The sequence below is a fragment of the Gluconacetobacter entanii genome (assembly GCF_003206495.1).
GTDB lineage: Bacteria > Pseudomonadota > Alphaproteobacteria > Acetobacterales > Acetobacteraceae > Novacetimonas > Novacetimonas entanii.
Map to the genome: position 1 here is coordinate 1 of NZ_NKUF01000052.1, position 17,205 is coordinate 17,205.

The window sequence follows — 17,205 nt, forward strand, 5'->3', positions numbered from 1 at the left end:
ACGGTGCCCGTGGGGCGTGGCGTCCCGCCGCGGGCGGAGGGGCCGCACGACGTGGGGCCGCGAAAGGGGGCATCCGGGCAGGGCACGGCCATGGGGACGGTGGCATCTGCCGCCATGGCCGCGCCCGACCGTCGCCCAGCCGCTGCCCATGCCCCCGCCGCCCGGTCCGTCGGCCTGCACGGCGCACGCGCGCATTTGCGTGACGTGCCTGTCCCTGCCGTGCGGCATGTGCCCGGGGCCGGAGCCGGAGCCGGGGCCGGGGAGGGGGCCGCAACGCGCGCCGGGATACGCACGGCATTGCGCCGCGCCGACCGGCAGGTGGCGGGTGGCGCGGGGATGCCCGATCCGCTGGCGTCCGGCGCGCAGGTGGCGCGGGTGCAGGCGCACTGGGCGCAGGGCCTTGACCGTCAGGTGGAACTTGCCACCGCGCCGCCCGCGCGCATGGCGGCCGCGACGACCGAGATCCATATGGGCGATGTCGTGGTCCATGCCAGCAGCACGGACGGGCAGCGTATCGGCGCGCAGGTCCGTGACCAGTTGCGCCGCAGCGTCCCCGCCCTGGCGAATACCGGGCAGAGATAGGGCAGGGCTGCCTGCCGGAAGGCGAGGTTGTGCGACCCTTTTTGAAAAAAGCTTCACCACAGACCTTTATTCCTCATGGTCCTGTTCTGGCCGCGCGGTAAAGTCGGGCGCAGGCAGCAAGGGATGACATGATGAAATATACTCTGGTGGCGCTGGCCCTGTTCATGGGGGTGGCGGTTTGTGGCGCATATGGCGCGCGGCCGCGTCCGTCCGATCAGGCGCTGATCGCGAAGGAAGAAGACCTCAACGACAAATGCCGGGGCGGCCTCGGCACTTCACGGGCGACCATGGCGGCCTGTGACCGGCGTGAGGCGGTTCTGGGCGTTCTGGAAAAGCGCAACATCTGCTGGGGACCAAGTGACAGCATAGAGGCTGAAAAGCACTGGGTCAGATGCAAACCCCAGAAGCCGTAAGGAAGTTTCTGGTGAAGCTTTTTCCAAAAAGCTTCGAAAGACGTCGCCTTTTTCGATCAAAAGGCGACACCCAAAAACTTTTTTCTATTTTATATCAACGGGTTGCTTGTGAAGCTTTTTCGACAAAGCTTCGAGGAACGCCGCCGTCCTGAAAAAAGACGGCACATGAACGAACCATCATCCCGCAGGAGAGGCCCATGACCATCATCCCCGTCTCCATGCCCGCGACGTGGAACCTGCCGTCGATGCAGGGCGTGCCCTCCGTGCTGGGTAATGTCGCCGACGATGCGCAGGCCATGGGGTCTGTCACGCTGGGCACCATGCTCGATGACTACCAGATCAGCAGTGCGGCCAGCCTGTGGGGCATCTTTGACGCCACCGGCGCGCAGGTTCTGGGTGCGGCGCATGTGCGCGCGGTGGAGTTCGAAAGCGCGCACGCCATTTCCGACGCCCCGCAGGAAGACGGGGCGTTCGTGTCGTACAACAAGGTCGCCGCCCCCCGCCGTTTCATGCTGGAGATGCTGTGCGACGGGTCGCAGACCGGCAGCGGTGGCCTCGACAGCCTTGTGGCGCAGTATTCGCCCATTGCCGCGTGGGGGAACATGACTGGCGATGGCGCGCGGATGGTGCGGGCGTCGTTCCTGGCGACCCTTGCGGCGATGGAGGACGACACCGCGACCTATGCCGTGCATACGCCGGAATATTCGCTGGCGTCGGTCAATGTGGTCGGCCACCGCTACCGCCGGGAAACGCGCGGCGGTGTGACGCTGCTGGCGGTGCAGGTCATGCTGGTGGAGGTGCGGTGCAGCGCAACGCAATCCTATACCACCACTGCGACCGCCGCAGGGCAGGTGATGCAGTCCGGCGGCACGGTGCAGGCCACCGATGCGGATACGACGCAGGCTGCCGCAGTATCCGAAGTCATGTAGTAAAAGTTTTTGGGTGCCGGCTTTTTTCAAAAAGGCGGCGTCTTTCGAAGCTTTTTGGAAAAAGCTTCACCAAAAACTTTTATTCCTCAAATCCTTTTCCAAAGGGTGCAATAAATGGCGACCCCACAGGTTATTCCCCTGTCCGCCATCGCGGCGCAGTCGGTCAATGCCGTCGTTTCCCGACAGGTGCTGCGCCTTGATGTCAGGCAGCGTTCCACCGGGCTGTTCATCGACGTCTGGTGCAATGGCGCGCAGGTGCTGTGCGGTGTCCTGTGCCGCGACCGGACGTGGATCGTGCGCGATGGCTATTTCGGGCTGCCGGGGGACCTCGCGTTCCTCGACCTCGAGGGGACGTCCGACCCGTCATATGACGGTCTGGGCACGCGCTATGTCCTGACCTATGCGGAGGGGCAGGATGCAGCCTGATTTCACGCAAAAGGCGCTGGACGTGACCTTTCGTGTGGCGTCGGGCGGGTTTGGCGCGGGTGGGGCGGATACGCTGACACTGTCGGGCCTGCGCTGCCATGCGGAGGTGACGCATGCGGGCATGCCAAGCGGCAGCACGCTGTCGCTGCGGATCGGGGGGATGGACCTGCCGATGATGAACCGCCTGTCGGTGCTGTCGGCCATGCCGGTCGCCACCGCGCCACAGCAGCAGATGCAGGCGTGCGGCAACACGGTCATGGTGCAGGCCACCCATGGCGACGGCAAGGTCGCGGTGTTTCGCGGCGTGGTGGTGGAGGCATTCGTCGATTTTTCCACCATGCCCGACGTGGCGTTCGTCGTGACCGCCAGTTCGATTGCCGGATTGCAGGTGCAGCCCCTGCCGCCCGATGGCTATGCCGGGGCGGTGTCGGTGCAGACGGTGCTGTCGGACATCGCGGCGCAATGCGGGCTTCGCCTTGTGGCGCACAACCTTGGCGGGGTGATGATCCATGACCATTACGGCTGGGGCTGCGCGCGCGACCGGATCGAACGCATCCGCCATGCCGCGGGCATCGTCATCAACATACAGGACAACACATTGACGGCATGGGGCCGGGACCTTGCCACCGATGGCACGACGGGCACGCCGCCGGTCATCAGCGCGGGGACCGGGCTGTTGGGCTATCCCGCCTATAACCAGGACGGGGTGGCGTTTCGCACGCTGTTCCGGCCGGACATCGCCTACCTCTCCCCCGTGCAGGTGTGCTCCGTGGCTGCGCCGGGTGGGCTGTCGATGGCGTCGGGCGGGCTGTGGACGCCGTACCGGATCACGCACCAGTTGGAAAGCGAGGTGCCCGAGGGCGCATGGTTCACGCATGTCGCGGCCATGCGTACCGGCAGCCCCGCAGCAGGAGGATGAGGGACATGGCAGCACAGGACACGATCTTTCCGGGGTTCCAGACGCGGCAGGACGGGGGATCGGACTATGGCAGTATCGAGGCGGTAGGCCGTCGCCTGCTGGCGATGATGGGGGCGGATACGCCGGTGCGCGTCGTCGCGGTCAATGGCACGGGGCTGAACCCGGTCGGTTTTGTCGATGTGCAGCCACTGGTGCACATGCAGGACGCGCTGGGCCAGGCCATGCCGCACGGCGTCATCCGCAACGTGCCCTATGTCCGCATGCAGGGCGGCAGAAGTGCCGTCATCTGCGACCCGTGCGTGGGCGATATCGGCGCGGTCATCATCTGCGGCCGCGACATCAGCACCGCCAAGGCCAGCAGGGCCCCCGCCGCCCCCGGCAGTTTCCGCATCCACGACATGGCGGACGCGATCTATGTCGCGCCAATCCTGAACGCCGCCCCGACCGAGTATGTCTGGCTGACCGGCAACGGGATAAAGGTAAAGACCGCCGGCACGTTCGAGGTGGACGCCGCCAGCATGAAGGTCAGTTGCGACATTACCTCCACCGGTACCATCACCGGGCAGGCCGATGTCGTCGCCGCCGGGATCTCCGGCAAAGGCCACACCCACCCGGTCAGCGCGGCACCGGGGACGACGGGAACGCCGGGGTAAGGGGCAGGGTGCCTGTCCACCTGTGTCCTCAGGACGCGCGTGCGCATTTTTCCCTTATGTGATCAAAGGTTTTTTGGTTCTTTTTTCCAAAAAGGAACGTCCTTTGCCGCGTGCGGGGGCTGTCCCTTCTTTTTCTGGTAGAAAAAGAAGCAAAAAGACTTCTGTTCATTTGTGTCCGCAGAATGCGCACGCACAATTTTCCCTTATGTGATCAAAGGTTTTTTGGTTCTTTTTTCCAAAAAGGAACGTCCTTTGCCGCGTGCGGGGGTTGTCCCTTCTTTTTCTGGAGAAAAAGAAGCAAAAAGACTTCTGATCATTTGTGTCCGCAGAATGCGCGCGCATAATTTCCCCTTATGCAATCAGAAGTTTTTTGGTTCTTTTTTCCAAAAAAGAACGCCTTTGCTGCATGCCCGAACATGAAAGGCACGACATGGCTTCGCTTCTTCTGGACCGCACGACGTGGGACCTGTGTGTCACGGCGTCACGTGACATTGCGGTGGCGTCCGCGCCGTACTGCGTGCTGCAGGATGTGGCGACGGCGGTGCGGACGTTCGTGGGGGAGTGCTGGTACGACACGGCGAAGGGGATTGCGTATTTCAGCCTCATCCTTGGCGTGGGGCAGTCGCCTGCGGCCTTTCGCGCGCAGGTGGAGGCCACGGCGAAGGCAGTGTCCGGGGTGGCCGATGCGCGGTGCGTGCTGACGGCCATTGGCGCGGACCGGGTGCTGTCGGGCGCCATCCTTGTCACCCTGACCACGGGAGGAACCGCAAGTGTCAGTTTCTAGCACCACATCCGTGCCGGCCGCCACGCTGGGCACGACGGGTTTTGTCGCGCCGGCCGAAAGCGACATCCTGACCGGGGTGATGGCCGATATCAGCGCGGCGTTTGGCGGCAGCCTCAGCACCGACCTGTCCACGCCGCAGGGGCAGTTGGCCAGCAGCCTGACCGCCATCATCGGGGATTGCAACGACGCGTTCGCGGCCCTTGCGAACGGGGTGGACCCGGCGTTCGCGTCGGGGCGGATGCAGGATGCGATCGCGCGGATCTACTTCATCTCCCGCAAGGCGGCGACGGCGACCGTGGTGTCGTGCGTGTGCGCGGGTGCTGCGGGGACGGTTATACCGTCCGGGACACTGGTGCAGGATGATGCGGGGTATTATTACGCCGCGACCTCGGCAGGCACGATCCCGGCGACGGGCACGCTGGTGATGGAATTCGCCTGCACCACCACGGGGCCGGTGTCGTGCCCGGCGGGTGTGATCTCGGTCTATCAGGCGGTGGCGGGGCTGGTGTCGGTCACGAACACGGCGGCCGGTGTCACGGGCACGGACGTCGAAGGCCGCGCCGCGTTCGAGGCACGGCGCGCCGCCACGGTGGAGGGGAACTCCATCGGATCCAATGCCGCGATCCTGGCCAACATCCTGTCGGTTGCGGGGGTGACGGATGCGTATGTGACGGACAACCCCACATCCGCCGCCGTCACCACGGGCGGCGTCGCGATTGCCGCGCACAGCGTCTATGCCAGTGTGGTGGGGGGCGATGCGTCGGCCATTGCACTGGCGATTTTGCAGAAAAAGCCGCCGGGCTGTGGCTATACCGGCGGCACCACGGTCACGGTTGCGGACCCGAATGCGGCCTATACCACCGCGCCGTCCTATGCCGTGTCGTTCGATTACGCGACGCCCACGCCGATCTTCATTGCCGTGTCGCTCACCAGTTCGGCGACCGTGCCGTCAGATGCGCTGACGCAGATACAGGCGGTGGCGGCCGCGGCCTTCGACGGCACGGATGGCGGGACGCGGGCGCGCATTGCGTCACGGCTGTATGCCAGCCGGTTCTATGCCGGGATCGCGGCGCTGGGCGCATGGGCGCAGATCGTGGAGATCACGATCGGCGCGGCCGCCGCGCCCACCGGCTTTACGGTGCAGATGGACATCAACCAGGCGCCCACGCTTGATCCCGCCGACATCACGCTGGCGCTGGTGTGACATGGATAATGTGCAGCAGACCGTCATCAGCCAGTACGCCAACAGCCCCACCCTCTGCACCCTGATCGACGCATGGAACCAGTGCATCGACCCGACGGCGGAGATCGACAGCTTCTATAACCTGGTCTGGAATGTGCAGACGGCGCAGGGCTACGGCCTTGACGTGTGGGGGCGCATTGTCGGCATCAGCCGGGTGCTGACGATAACCGAAGACCTGTTCTGGGGTTTTGGGGAGGCAGGCAATACCTCCGCCGCGCCCTTCGGGCAGGGGCCGTTCTATAACGGGTCCGTTTCCACCGCGAATTACGCCCTGGCCGACGATGCGTTCCGCACCCTGATCTATGCCAAGGCGATGGCGAACATCACCGATGGCTCGGTCCTCAGCCTGAATGCCATCCTGATGACGCTGTTTGCCGGGCGCGGCAATGCGTGGGTGGCCGATGGGGGCGACATGACCATGACCTACAGTTTCGATTTCCAGTTGACACCGGTGGAGATTTCCATTGTCGAGGCGTCGGGCGTGCTGCCCCGCCCCGCCGGTGTCTCTGTCGCCTACCGGATGGAGGTTTCGTGAAACAGAGTTCCTTTCCAGCAAAGTTCGCGCTTCCCTTCGCGGGCAGCGCCGGTGCGTCCTATATCCGCACCATCCCGCAGGCGTCGCAGATCGGGGTGAGCGCGGGGGCGGCGTCCCTGACGGATGGTTTCCCGCCGGTGACGTTCGACCCGGTCTCCGCAGGGGGCACGCCGCCGTCGGGGGCGGACATGAACGGGATCCTCAACTGGGTCACGTCCGTGCTGCAGGCGTACCAGTCGGGATATTTCGGCGCGTGGGATGGCACGTTCGCAACCAGCATCGGCGGATACCCGATGAACGCCATCGTGTCGGGGTCCACGGCGGGGGTGTATTACGTCTCCACCACGGATGACAACATGACCACGCCGGGCGCTTCGGGGGCTGCGTGGCAGTCGCTGTTCACCGGGCTGCAGGCGTCGCTTGGCTTTACCCCGGTGCAGCAGGGCGGCGGTGTCTATCAGGCCGCGACCAAGGTTTTCGTGGGAAAGGACTCCACCTATTCCGGCCTGCGATATTCCTATCTGGACCCGAACAACAGCAATGCCCTGACAGAGGGCGGATACCTGGTATCGTCATACGGGACGATCCTGTCCGGTTCGACGCAGGTGGGCGACCTGACAATCAACCCTGACGGACGCCTTGCGTTCCAGTCCGTGAAGATGGCTGACGTCTATACCGTGGCGGCGAACCTGTCGGATGTAACGGCGGAAACGGCGCGGGCAGAGGCAGCGGAAGGCTCCCTTGTCTCTGGCACACTTTCCATGGCGTCGGGGGACCAACAGGGGCAGGGCCTGCACTGGTCGGGCTCCCTCGGTGCGCCCATGTTCGCCTATGGCCCCGGTGCCGGGTCCACGACGGTCGTGCAGGTCGCACTGGCCTCGCAACTCTCTGGTTACGTTGGCGGGGGCCTGACATCCGGCGGCAATTACAAGGGCGAAGAATTATATCTTGCCTCCAACGGGCATCCAACTTTTGCCTATGACGGCGGATCACAACAGCTTGCCCTGCCGGGGGATATCGCAACCCCCATGCCCTTCGCATCGTCGGGCACCTATACGGTGGTGCAGGGCGTGTCGCGCATCTTCTTTGAGGCCGTGGGGGCCGGGGGTGCCGGGGGCATGTCCTCGGGTAATGAAAACACGGAATCCATCTATGCCGCTGGCGGGGGGGCTGGTGCCTACGCAAGGGGGTTCCTGGCCGTGTCGGCCGGGGACGTGGTTACTGTCGGCATCGGTTCCGGCGGTGTCTCCCCCACCCATACGACCGGCACGCCCACCTATGGCGGGTCAACCACGATCGCCATCAATGGCACCGTGGTGCTGACCTGCACGGGCGGGCAAAGCGGCGTCTGGAACGATGTCACCGACGCCGCCGGTGGGTCGGCCGGGAATGTGACCAGTGGGTCCGGCTGTACGGTCCAGTTGCAGTGTAACGGCGGATTTGGCGGCGATGGGCAGTCCGGGACCAATCTGGCCAATGGCAATGGTGCCGCAGGCCCGTGGGGCGGTGCCGGACGCGCCGGTAATGGCGGCGGCGTCTCTGGCAACGGACCCGGGGCCGGCGGGGGTGGCGCCTACAACGACACCACGACCAGCAACAATTATTACGGCGGATCGGGCGGCCCCGGATACGCCATCCTGACCACGGCCCCATAAGGATCAGCCATGTCCGAGACAACGACAGCCACAACAGCCACAACAGCCACAACCACCACGGCATCCAGCATCCGGAACTACATCGTTTACCGAACGGTCGCATCCGGGGCAGAAGGCGTGGGGTATGTGCTCAACAGCATCCTGTGGGATGGGACCAGCACGTTTAACCCCGGCACGGGCCTGGCGCTGGCGCTGGATGCCGACGGGGCCTATCCGATCGGCAGTACCTATACCGCGCCGACTGCGACCACGACGACCACGGCAGCCACGACGGGAAGCGCGACATGATCCCGCGTGGCATCCGCAACAACAATCCCGGCAACCTCGATTACGTGGGGCAGGCGGGCGCGCATCTGGAAACCGGCGTGGCCGACCCGCGCTTTGCCGCGTTCGCGACCATGGCGGACGGCATCCGCGCATTGCGTGACCAGTTGATCCGCTATGGCGAGCGTGGACTGACCACGGTGTCCGATATCGTGTGCGTCTATGCGCCAGCGTGTGAGAACGCGACGGGCGCGTATATTTCGGTGCTGTGCCAGAAAATGGGCGTTGGTCCCGACACCGTGCTGGACCTGCGCGACCCGGCCACGATGGCGCGCCTGATCTGCGGCATCGCCGTGGTGGAGAACGGACCGGGGCATCTGGCGCTGACGCAGGTCGCGCAGGCGCTGGGGGCCGCGCCCGTCGCCTGATCCCCCCGCCGCACACCCCGCGCCCGCAACACCGCCCACCGGGGCGGTTTTTTATTGCCTGGAACACAGATGACCGAAGACCTGACGCCGGATGTGCACGGCATCCTTGAGGACCATGGGGAGCGTATCGGCTCCCTCGAACGCTGGCGCGATGGCGTGGACGGGAAGCTGGACGGCATCCGCCATGAACTCGGCGTCGTGCGGGCGGAGGGGCAGGCGCGCTCCGCCGCGTCCGCCGCCGCGATGGAGCGGCAGTCGCGCGACATACAGGACCTGACCCGCCAGTTGGCCGAACATACCGGCGCGCAGAAGGAGCGCAACCGCCTGGAGCAGGCCAAGCTGATGAAGGCGCGGATTGCCGAAAGCCGGTGGAAGAAGCGCGCCGCCGTCCTTGGCATCGTCTTCACGCTGCTGGCGACCGTCGGCGGCACCCTGCTGTCGAGCCAGACATGGGACGACTTCTTCTTTGCCAACGTCCCGTTCCTGCACCGCCACCATGGGATCACCGCCGCGCCGCCGCCCGCGCAAGACATCGGCTGACACCATATTGAGGACCGATCATGGACCCTTCGACGCTGCTTTCCGAACTCCTGCCCTTCATCCCCGCGCCCTATGTCGGTGCGGTGGTGGACTGGGTCTCCTTCGTTATCGCGGCGTCCGCGCTGCTGGTGCGGTACTGGCGGCCGCCTGCCGCCGGGTCACGCGCGGCGGCGGTGTGGGTGGTCGTGTCCGCCATGGCGCAGGCGCGCGGGTGGAACGCACCCGCGTACCAGCCGGACCGCAAGGCGCTGATGGTGCCAAAGGACACGCCCCGCGCCGCCGCCGCCGCCACGCTGGGCCTGCGTCCCGACGCGACGCGCCCCGACCGGCCATCCGCCTGAATCCCCATCCGCGTGACTCCGTGGTGTGACGCCAGCCATCAGGGCTGGTGGTCGATCCGGCCAGCGCCACGCCCGTGCTCTTACACGCGGATTCTTAATGACCCGTATTCGTATCGCAACACAAAGGCCCGACATGCCCATATTGCCAAAACCCGGTCCCGTCCTGTCCATGCTCATGCTGTGGGGCCTTGCCGCCTGTGCCAGCAGCGCGCAGGGGAAGCTGAAACAGTCGGTCTATGACATCGACAGCGCCTATCACGTCGCGGCCGAACCGATGCCCGACGTGATGGCGGGGAAACTGCCGGGCGTCACCCTGACGGACGCGGAAAAGACGCTGGTGAAATCCGCCAGCCAGAGCGTGTTCAACGAGATCACGTCGCTTGAAACCTCCATCGAAGGCGGAAAGTCCATCACCGCCACCGCCGTATCCGCGCTGGAGACGGACTTCGCCTCGTTCGAGGTCTGCTGGACCGGCGTGAAGGCCGGGCAGCAGCCTTCGGCCTGTGCCGACATCGCAACCACCACCACAACGGGGAACTGACACCATGGACGCAACGGAAATCGGCGCGATCGCCAGTGCGGCGAGCGCGGTCCTCGCCCTGATCGAGAAATATGGCCCCGACGTGTGGACCACGATCAAGGAAGCGGTGGAGACCAGCACAAGCACCACCGGCCCCACCGTGGCGGAGATCGAGGCGATCTATGCCAGGTGCAAGGCCGACAACGCGGCGATCCAGGCGTCGTGAGCATCATTGTCGCGGGCCTGCTGCTTGGCTTTGCGGGTGGTTTTGCCTCGGCCGGGTGTGGGGTGGCGCTGTTCATGTGGCGCCGCCGCCGCCGGGCGCGGGCGGTCACGATGGCGCTGGGGCCGTCGGAGTGAACGTTCGGGGGAGGAGGTGTTCGTTTTGGAAAAAAGGAAGCCCCCACCTGCAATGAGGTGGGGGAGCGGGATCAGACGGCCACCATGACGTCTGACGCCTTGATGATGGCCTTGACGGGTTCCCCGACCTTGAGTTGCAGGTCGGCCACGGCTTCGTTGGTGATGGAGGCGGTGATGATCGTGCCGTCGCCGATGTCGATGCTGACATGTGATGTGGTCGCGCCCTTGGTGATCTTGCTGACGGTTCCGCCGATCTGGTTGCGTGCGCTGATTTTCATGATATTCCCTGGCTCCGGTAACGATATCGTCTGGTGATATCCGGCCCCTGTGTAATCACGAAACGCGGTGCGTGGCAAACCGGCCCCTATCGGGCGGGGGTGTCGCCGCTCAGGCGGCGCAGCAGGGTGTCGATGCGGCCCGTATGCGGTTTTGCGTCCTTTACGGGGCGGCCATCCGCGTCGTCCATGGGATAGCGCGGAAGGTCCGGATACGCCCGGCACAGCGCCAGCCACAGGCGGGCCAGCAACTGGCGCTTTTCCTGGCATGACCGGGCCAGCGCCTGCACCCGGCGCAACTGCGCCACCGCCACCGGGTCACGCAGGCGCACGCGCGGGCGCAAATCCTCCGCCATGGTGACGATGGCGGCGGAACTCCGGTCGATCTGCGCCAGCACCGCGCCATAGGCGTCGATGATCCGTTGTGTGTCCATGTCCCTGTCTTCCCCTGTCATGGCATGGGCGGGCGGGGCGGGGGGATCAGTCGGGCGGGGGCTGCGCGGGGTCACGCTGCACGTTCGGGGCGTTCATGCCGGGGGGGATGTATTCCTCGCTGGTGGGGGATTTCCCGTGCGACATGCGCGACTGCCGCGCCTTGTCCCCCAGCGCCTGGTGGTCCTGGAGGTAGGGGGCGTTGTTGTAGTCGGACGCAGGCTTGCGCTGCACCCGTTCGGAATGGTTCTGGATGGAGGACTGGCCACTGCGGTCGGTCGCCGCCTTGTCCGGCATGTCCTGTGTCGGGCTGTTCGGGACCGTGGCCCCCGGCGTGGGCTGGGCCTGTGCGGCCGCCACCGGCAGGGCGCATGACAGCGCCAGTGCAAGGGCGGGCAGCGTGATGGTGTGTGTCGGTCGGGTCATGGTGAGGAACTCCCTTGTCCGAAGACCGGACACCCGCATGGCCACGGGGCGCACCGGGCTGTCCCACACGAACGCGCGGTGCCCGGGCGCAGTTGCGCCCCGCCTCCCCGCCAAAGGGACATTGCCCGTTGGAAACCGGTATTTTAACGAATCAGGGTGCAGGGATCGCGATCCCTGCCGGGTCCGGGAAGCCGCCCGGGTGTTGCAGGCAGGAATGTCTCAGGGGCGTTGCCCCCGAACCCCCACCAAAGGGCATTGCCCTTTGGAAACCATGACTTTTAACGAATCAGGGTGTGCTGGCCGCTTATGCCGGTCCTGCGGCGACGGGTTCGCGCACGCGCGGGCTTCCGGCGTGGTGGCGGCCGATGCGGGTGATGTCGAACGGCGTGGTCTGGTAGATGCGGTTGATCCAGTTCCCCGCCAGCAGGTGCGCATGGCTGCGCCAGCGGTTGATCGGCGCGCGGGTGGGATCGTCATCGGGGAAGTAGTTGTAGGGCACGCCAATGTCCATCCCGGCCTCGATATCGCGGAAATACTCATCGGCCAGCGACGTGGAATCATATTCCAGGTGGTTGAACATGTGCAGCGAATGGTGCGACGGGTCATCAAGCAGGCACAGCCCCGTCTGCGCGCTTTCGGCCAGGACGGTCATGCCGCTGTGGGCGGGGATGTCCTCGCGCCGCACCTCGGTCCAGCGGGAGACGGGCACGCAGACATCATCGGAAAACCCGACGAGGTAGGGCGACGCGGGCACCAGCACGCGATGCCCGTACACCCCGAACGCCTTTTGCGGCAGGCAGTGTTTGGGCATGCCATGGAAATGATGCACCGCCGCCTGCGCCGCCCAGCAGATGTTGAGACATCGGTGCACGTTCGTCTGGGTCCAGTCGAACACGCGGCGCAGTTCGTCCCAGTAGGTGACATCGGAAAATGACAGGCGTTCCACCGGGGCGCCGGTGATGATGAACCCGTCGAAGCGTTCGGCGCGCACATCTTCCCACGCGCGGTAGAACGAGGTCATGTGGTCGGCGGAGGTATGGCGCGGGACATGGCCGCTGATGCGCACCAGCGTCAGTTCGACCTGCAGCGGCGTCGCCCCGATCAGGCGGGCGATCTGGGTTTCGGTGCAGATCTTGTTGGGCATCAGGTTCAGAAGCCCGATCCGCAGGGGCCGCACGTCCTGGCGGATGGCGTCGGCCTCGCCCATGACCATGACGCCTTCGCGTTCCAGCGTGGCGCGGGCGGGAAGATCGTCGGGAATCCTGATCGGCATTTACGTTCGTGCTCCAACTACGTCTTGTCGGGACGAACGCGTGTGGCTTGATCCGTTTGGTTGCCGGGTCCGGCCACATCCTTCCTTGCGGAAGCGCCACCTTGCCCGGAACGGCAGGTTGGCGTTGGGCGTCGCCCCAACTCCTGATGCTGGCGACCCTTCTATGCCCGCCCGCGCGCCATTTCAAGCCCGAAAAGCATCCTCCCCATCCTGTGAAGCCCGGCCATAGCCACGCCTGAACCACAGCAGCGCGGGCAACGTGGCCTCCGTGGCGTGGGTGATGGCGATGACATGGGCGAACACCACCGCATGCGTGCCGACATCGCGGACATCGCTGATGCGGCAGTCAAGGCTGGCAAGTGCCCCCTCCAGCAGCGGCGCGCCGGTCGCCCCGCGCCGCCACGTGGCGCCGGCAAAGCGTTCGGCCATCGTGTAACGGCGGCTGGCGAAGCGGTCCGACAGGGCGGACTGCCCCGCATGCAGCACATTGATCGCCAGCACCCCGTGGCGCACGATATGCGGATGCGCGCTGGCGGTGCGGTTGATGCACACCAGCACGGTCGGCGGCGTGTCGGACACGCTGCACACGGCCGACGCGGTAAAGCCATGCGCGCCCCCCGGGCCATCGGTGGTGACGATGCTGATGGCGCTCGCCAGTGCGGCCATGCCATCGCGAAAGGCGGCGGTGGACAGGGCGGGGGCGGGACGGGGGTCGAGGATGACGGTCATGGGATCTCCGGGGTCATGGTGGTCAGGCCGTAAAAGGGTTCCGCCGACGCCCCGGCGGCCACGCCGGCGGGTCCGGCATGCGGGGCGACCAGCGCGCGCAGCACCGCCGACAGCCGCGCCACCTGGCGCGAGACCTCCGGCAGGCCCATCAGTTCGCCAAAGCGCCCGCGCGCCAGCGGCCCCGCGACAAACAGCGTCGCCTCGTGCCGCAGCCCCACGCAGGCCCGCCCCAGCGCATCGACATGCAGGCCCAGCCCCGTGGGGTCCATTTCGACCATGCCCGCCGCCGCCAGCCCCGACAGGAAGGGCTGGGCCGTGATGATGTCGCCATGGGCGGGGCCGGTCGTGGTGATGATCGCATCGAACGCCGCCGGGCGCGCATGCCCGTTGCGATGGCGCAGGGTGACGCGGAACGCCTCGCCCTCCACCGTCACCTGCGTCAGGCGCGCGGCCATGAACTCCAGCAGGCCCGCGCGGTGGCGTGCGCTCATGATGTCCTCGGTCGGGGGGGAGATGCGGAAACGGTGCGTGTCCCAGAACGGGCGCAGGTGCCGGATCAGCCGCCTGCGTTCGACCAGCGGCAGCGCGGCCCAGATGTCGGCGGCCTGTTCACGCAGCCGGTCGAACACCGCCTGCCATGGCTGCTCCGCACTGGCGCGCAGCGTGTCGCGCACGCGGCGCAGCACGGCGCGGGCGGTGCGCGCGGGTGGCGTGGTGAATGCGCCGAACGCCTCGACCTTGTGCGGGGCATGCCCGCGCGAACGCTGCCCCCGGCGCGAGATCGCCAGAACCGGCCCGCGATGCCCGCGCGCGTTCAGCGTCGCGACGGCGTCGGCCATGCTCAGCCCCGTGCCCACCACCAGCACCCGGTCGGTGGCGCGGATGTCGTCCAGCGCGCCGTGATCCCACGGGTTGGCCACCAGCACCGGATGCACCCCCGGGCGCAGCGCCAGCCCCCGCAGGGGCGCGGGCGGGCGTGGCGGCGGGTGGCTGGTGGCGATGACCACGATATCGGCCTCCGTCACCGTGCCGTCGCCGCACGACAGGACCCAGCGGTTGTCCCCGCGCCTGTAGGCGGCCTGCACGATGGCGCGGTGATGCGTGATCGCGCCCCCCGCCAGCAGCGGGGCAAGGCGGTCGGCGACATAGCGGCCAAAGACCGCGCGCGCCGGAAAGCACGCGCCATCGGGCCGCCATGCGGCGTCATCGCCCGCCACCGCGCCGGTCTGGATGATCCAGTCCATGAAGTCATGCTGGTTGTCGGTATCCAGGCTCATCCGCGCGGCGGGGGCGTTGACGCGGTGGTGCGGGTCCGTGGTGCCATAGGCCAGCCCCGCGCCCAGCGTCGGGCGCGGTTCGAACACGGTGATGCGCAGCGCGGGCATGTTCGCGCGGGCAAGGTGCCACGCCAGCGCCGCGCCGGAAAAGCCGCCGCCGATGATGGCGACGTGGGGAACGGGCACGGCGCAGGACATGGCGTGCCGCGCCCTCAGGCCGCGTTGGGGGGACGGTGGTCGTTGGAGATCGTCTCGCCAAACGGTCCCATGGTGTGGCCGCCCGCGCGCAGCGGATGCGCCGTCGGCAGCAGCGGCAGCACACGTTCACCGAACTGGTACGCCTCCTCCACATGCGGGTAGCCGGAGAAGATGAACGTATCAATGCCCAGACGCCGGTATTCGTCGATGCGTTCGGCCACCGTCGCCGCATCCCCCACCAGCGCCGTGCCCGCGCCGCCACGCACCAGGCCCACGCCCGCCCACAGGTTGGGGCTGATTTCCAGCTTGTCGCGCCGCCCGCCATGCAGGGCGCGCATGCGCGACTGCCCCACGGAATCCATCCGCGCGAACACCGACTGCGCCTTTGCGATCGTCGCATCGTCAAGGTGGCTGATCAGGCGCTCCGCCTCCGCCCAAGCCTCGGCCGTGGTTTCGCGCACGATGACATGCAGGCGGATGCCGAACGACACCTCCCGCCCGCGTGCGCGGGCCAGCGCGCGGATGTGCGCGATCTTTTCGGCCACCTGCGCGGGCGGTTCGCCCCATGTCAGGTACTTGTCCACCGATTTCGCCGCGACATGGGACGCCGCCTCCGACGATCCGCCGAAATAGACCGGCGGCCCGTCCTTCTGGAAGGGCGGGAACATCAGGTGGCCGTCGCGCACCTGGATATGTTTCCCCTCATACGTCACATGTTCCCCCCGCAGCAGCGCGCGGTAGATGTCGAGGAATTCGTCCGTGATCTCGTACCGCGTGGCATGGTCGGCAAACAGCCCGTCGCCAGCATTTTCCGCGGGATCGCCGCCCGTGACGATGTTGATGAGCAGCCGTCCCTGCGAAAACCGGTCCAGTGTCGCGGTCATGCGCGCGGCCAGCGTGGGCGACAGAAGACCCGGGCGCAGCGCGATCAGGAACCGCAGCCGCCGCGTCAGCGGTGCAAGGGCGGAGGCCGTGATCCAGCTATCCTCGCAACTGCGGCCGGTGGGGATCAGCACCCCGTAATAGCCCAGCGTGTCCGCCGCCTGCGCCACCTGCTGCAGGTAGGGCAGGTCCACCGGGCGCCCGCCCTTCTGCGTGCCGAGATAGCGGGTGTCGCCGTGGGTGGGCAGGAACCACAGGACGTTGATCCTGTCCGGGATGGTGTAGGTGTCCGACATGGTCATGATGCCTTTGGAAAAAGGGTGGCAGGGTCGAGGACGTCGCGCGTCCCCACGTTCCGGGCGATGCGGGCGGCAGGGCGGTCATGCGAAGGAAGGGCCGGACCTGTCATGGCGACCTCTGGAACGTGGCGCGGATATTAACGATACCGTGTGTGTATTATTACAATAACCACAGTATCAACGGTACAATGCGAGTCAATAAAATATTTGCCGTATGTTTTTGGTGTTATCGGGAGTCGCGGATCAAAAAACCGGGAAATTACGCCACGGCCCTGCGTGAAAAGGGCACGCGACACCCTGCGGGCCGGCCGGGTGTTTTCAGGTCAGTATATTGATATATAACGAATAATATCCGCCTGTCCGCAGGGCGCCTGACCCCGCCATAATAAACGATAAATGATCGTGCATTACATGCCGCGCCGCAGGGCGGCCTCCCCTTGCAATCGGCGCGCGGTCGCGTCATCTGGGGTGTGCGGCCCGTCACGGCGGCCACAGCAGCACGACGGAGACCCCCGATGAACGCGCATGCCCCCCCGAACGCGCCCCGATACCGCACGCTGGACATGCCCGGCATCCTTGCGTTCCTGTCCGGCCTGCCCGATCTTGCCGCCCGCCTTGGCGGGACGCGGGCGCAGTGGACGATTCGCGAGGTCAGCGACGGCAACCTCAACAACGTGTTCGTCGTCGATGGCCCGCGCGGCGGCGTGTGCGTGAAACAGTCGCTAAGGCTCGGGGCCGTCCAGGCAGGGACCGTCGGGTGGAGCAATCCACCGCTCCTGCGGAAGACCTTACCGTGTCAGGGCAAGACGTGCATGGTGAATG

General features: G+C 66.3%; 24 protein-coding genes, 1 pseudogene and 1 riboswitch. Of the genes and pseudogenes, 18 read left to right on the forward strand and 7 right to left on the reverse strand.

The features are described 5' to 3' along the window. From CFR72_RS17650 to CFR72_RS17655, 17 genes are all read left to right on the forward strand, one after another. On the forward strand, positions 1-582 hold a 582-nt coding region (locus CFR72_RS17650; protein WP_208630068.1), incomplete at its 5' end, for a hypothetical protein. A gap of 128 nt (positions 583-710) precedes the next feature. Next, positions 711-995, forward strand: coding sequence for a hypothetical protein (locus tag CFR72_RS14440; RefSeq protein WP_110914588.1), 285 nt, complete (start codon positions 711-713; stop codon positions 993-995). Between the two features lie 197 nt (positions 996-1,192). Further along, entirely contained in the window at positions 1,193-1,924 is a 732-nt protein-coding gene (locus tag CFR72_RS14445; RefSeq protein ID WP_110914589.1) for a hypothetical protein, read from the forward strand. 114 nt (positions 1,925-2,038) lie between these two features. Next, positions 2,039-2,350: a phage baseplate plug family protein gene (locus CFR72_RS14450; RefSeq protein WP_110914590.1), complete on the forward strand. Its 312-nt coding sequence runs from the start codon at positions 2,039-2,041 to the stop codon at positions 2,348-2,350. Further along, positions 2,340-3,269, forward strand: coding sequence for a baseplate hub protein (locus CFR72_RS14455; RefSeq protein WP_110914591.1), 930 nt, complete (start codon positions 2,340-2,342; stop codon positions 3,267-3,269). The genes CFR72_RS14450 and CFR72_RS14455 overlap by 11 nt, the downstream gene beginning before the upstream one ends. Before the next feature lie 5 nt (positions 3,270-3,274). Further along, complete coding sequence (locus CFR72_RS14460) at positions 3,275-3,922, forward strand: Gp138 family membrane-puncturing spike protein (RefSeq protein WP_110914592.1); 648 nt, start codon at positions 3,275-3,277, stop codon at positions 3,920-3,922. Between the two features lie 430 nt (positions 3,923-4,352). Continuing rightward, on the forward strand, positions 4,353-4,706 hold the full coding sequence (locus tag CFR72_RS14465) for a hypothetical protein (protein ID WP_110914593.1): 354 nt from the start codon (positions 4,353-4,355) through the stop codon (positions 4,704-4,706). Beyond that, a complete protein-coding gene (locus CFR72_RS14470; protein WP_233044296.1) occupies positions 4,693-5,910 on the forward strand; it encodes a baseplate J/gp47 family protein in 1,218 nt (405 codons plus the stop codon). Before CFR72_RS14465 ends, CFR72_RS14470 begins: the two co-directional genes overlap by 14 nt. A 1-nt stretch (position 5,911) precedes the next feature. Beyond that, complete coding sequence (locus tag CFR72_RS14475; protein ID WP_110914595.1) at positions 5,912-6,484, forward strand: DUF2612 domain-containing protein; 573 nt, start codon at positions 5,912-5,914, stop codon at positions 6,482-6,484. Further along, positions 6,481-8,139: a glycine-rich domain-containing protein gene (locus CFR72_RS14480; RefSeq protein WP_110914596.1), complete on the forward strand. Its 1,659-nt coding sequence runs from the start codon at positions 6,481-6,483 to the stop codon at positions 8,137-8,139. Before CFR72_RS14475 ends, CFR72_RS14480 begins: the two co-directional genes overlap by 4 nt. A 9-nt stretch (positions 8,140-8,148) precedes the next feature. Continuing rightward, complete coding sequence (locus CFR72_RS14485) at positions 8,149-8,427, forward strand: hypothetical protein (protein WP_110914597.1); 279 nt, start codon at positions 8,149-8,151, stop codon at positions 8,425-8,427. Then, entirely contained in the window at positions 8,424-8,831 is a 408-nt protein-coding gene (locus CFR72_RS14490) for a structural protein (RefSeq protein ID WP_110914598.1), read from the forward strand. Before CFR72_RS14485 ends, CFR72_RS14490 begins: the two co-directional genes overlap by 4 nt. 69 nt (positions 8,832-8,900) lie before the next feature. Further along, entirely contained in the window at positions 8,901-9,371 is a 471-nt protein-coding gene (locus CFR72_RS14495; RefSeq protein ID WP_110914599.1) for a hypothetical protein, read from the forward strand. Positions 9,372-9,391: 20 nt separating this feature from the next. Beyond that, positions 9,392-9,712 carry a hypothetical protein gene (locus CFR72_RS14500; RefSeq protein WP_110914600.1) on the forward strand — a complete coding sequence of 107 codons (321 nt, stop codon included), beginning with the start codon at positions 9,392-9,394 and terminating at the stop codon, positions 9,710-9,712. A gap of 169 nt (positions 9,713-9,881) precedes the next feature. Beyond that, positions 9,882-10,253: a hypothetical protein gene (locus tag CFR72_RS14505; RefSeq protein ID WP_408869990.1), complete on the forward strand. Its 372-nt coding sequence runs from the start codon at positions 9,882-9,884 to the stop codon at positions 10,251-10,253. A gap of 4 nt (positions 10,254-10,257) precedes the next feature. Further along, entirely contained in the window at positions 10,258-10,458 is a 201-nt protein-coding gene (locus CFR72_RS14510; RefSeq protein WP_110914602.1) for a hypothetical protein, read from the forward strand. Further along, complete coding sequence (locus CFR72_RS17655; RefSeq protein ID WP_167400414.1) at positions 10,455-10,592, forward strand: hypothetical protein; 138 nt, start codon at positions 10,455-10,457, stop codon at positions 10,590-10,592. The genes CFR72_RS14510 and CFR72_RS17655 overlap by 4 nt, the downstream gene beginning before the upstream one ends. 71 nt (positions 10,593-10,663) lie before the next feature. Here CFR72_RS17655 and CFR72_RS14515 read toward each other — a convergent pair whose 3' ends face one another. The 7 genes from CFR72_RS14515 to ssuD all read right to left on the reverse strand — a co-directional run bounded on the left by CFR72_RS14515 (position 10,664) and on the right by ssuD (position 16,386). Next, entirely contained in the window at positions 10,664-10,870 is a 207-nt protein-coding gene (locus tag CFR72_RS14515) for a TOBE domain-containing protein (protein ID WP_110914603.1), read from the reverse strand. An 86-nt stretch (positions 10,871-10,956) separates the two neighbouring features. Then, positions 10,957-11,301, reverse strand: coding sequence for a hypothetical protein (locus CFR72_RS14520; protein WP_110914604.1), 345 nt, complete (start codon positions 11,299-11,301; stop codon positions 10,957-10,959). Positions 11,302-11,347: 46 nt separating this feature from the next. Beyond that, on the reverse strand, positions 11,348-11,725 hold the full coding sequence (locus CFR72_RS14525) for a hypothetical protein (RefSeq protein ID WP_110914605.1): 378 nt from the start codon (positions 11,723-11,725) through the stop codon (positions 11,348-11,350). A gap of 304 nt (positions 11,726-12,029) precedes the next feature. Beyond that, positions 12,030-12,998, reverse strand: a complete 969-nt coding sequence (locus CFR72_RS14530) for a homoserine O-succinyltransferase (RefSeq protein WP_110914606.1) — start codon at positions 12,996-12,998, stop codon at positions 12,030-12,032. Positions 12,999-13,044: 46 nt separating this feature from the next. Next, positions 13,045-13,153: riboswitch (SAM-I-IV-variant riboswitch) on the reverse strand. A gap of 28 nt (positions 13,154-13,181) precedes the next feature. Beyond that, on the reverse strand, positions 13,182-13,727 hold the full coding sequence (locus tag CFR72_RS14535; protein WP_110914607.1) for a flavin reductase: 546 nt from the start codon (positions 13,725-13,727) through the stop codon (positions 13,182-13,184). Continuing rightward, positions 13,724-15,202 (reverse strand): FAD/NAD(P)-binding protein, encoded by a 1,479-nt coding sequence (locus CFR72_RS14540; RefSeq protein WP_110914608.1) that lies wholly within the window; start codon positions 15,200-15,202, stop codon positions 13,724-13,726. The genes CFR72_RS14535 and CFR72_RS14540 overlap by 4 nt, the downstream gene beginning before the upstream one ends. A gap of 14 nt (positions 15,203-15,216) precedes the next feature. Next, positions 15,217-16,386 (reverse strand): FMNH2-dependent alkanesulfonate monooxygenase, encoded by a 1,170-nt coding sequence (ssuD, locus tag CFR72_RS14545; RefSeq protein WP_208630069.1) that lies wholly within the window; start codon positions 16,384-16,386, stop codon positions 15,217-15,219. 512 nt (positions 16,387-16,898) lie between these two features. Between ssuD and CFR72_RS14550 the strand changes: the two are divergent. Continuing rightward, a pseudogene (locus tag CFR72_RS14550) lies at positions 16,899-17,205 on the forward strand (hypothetical protein); the annotation flags it as partial.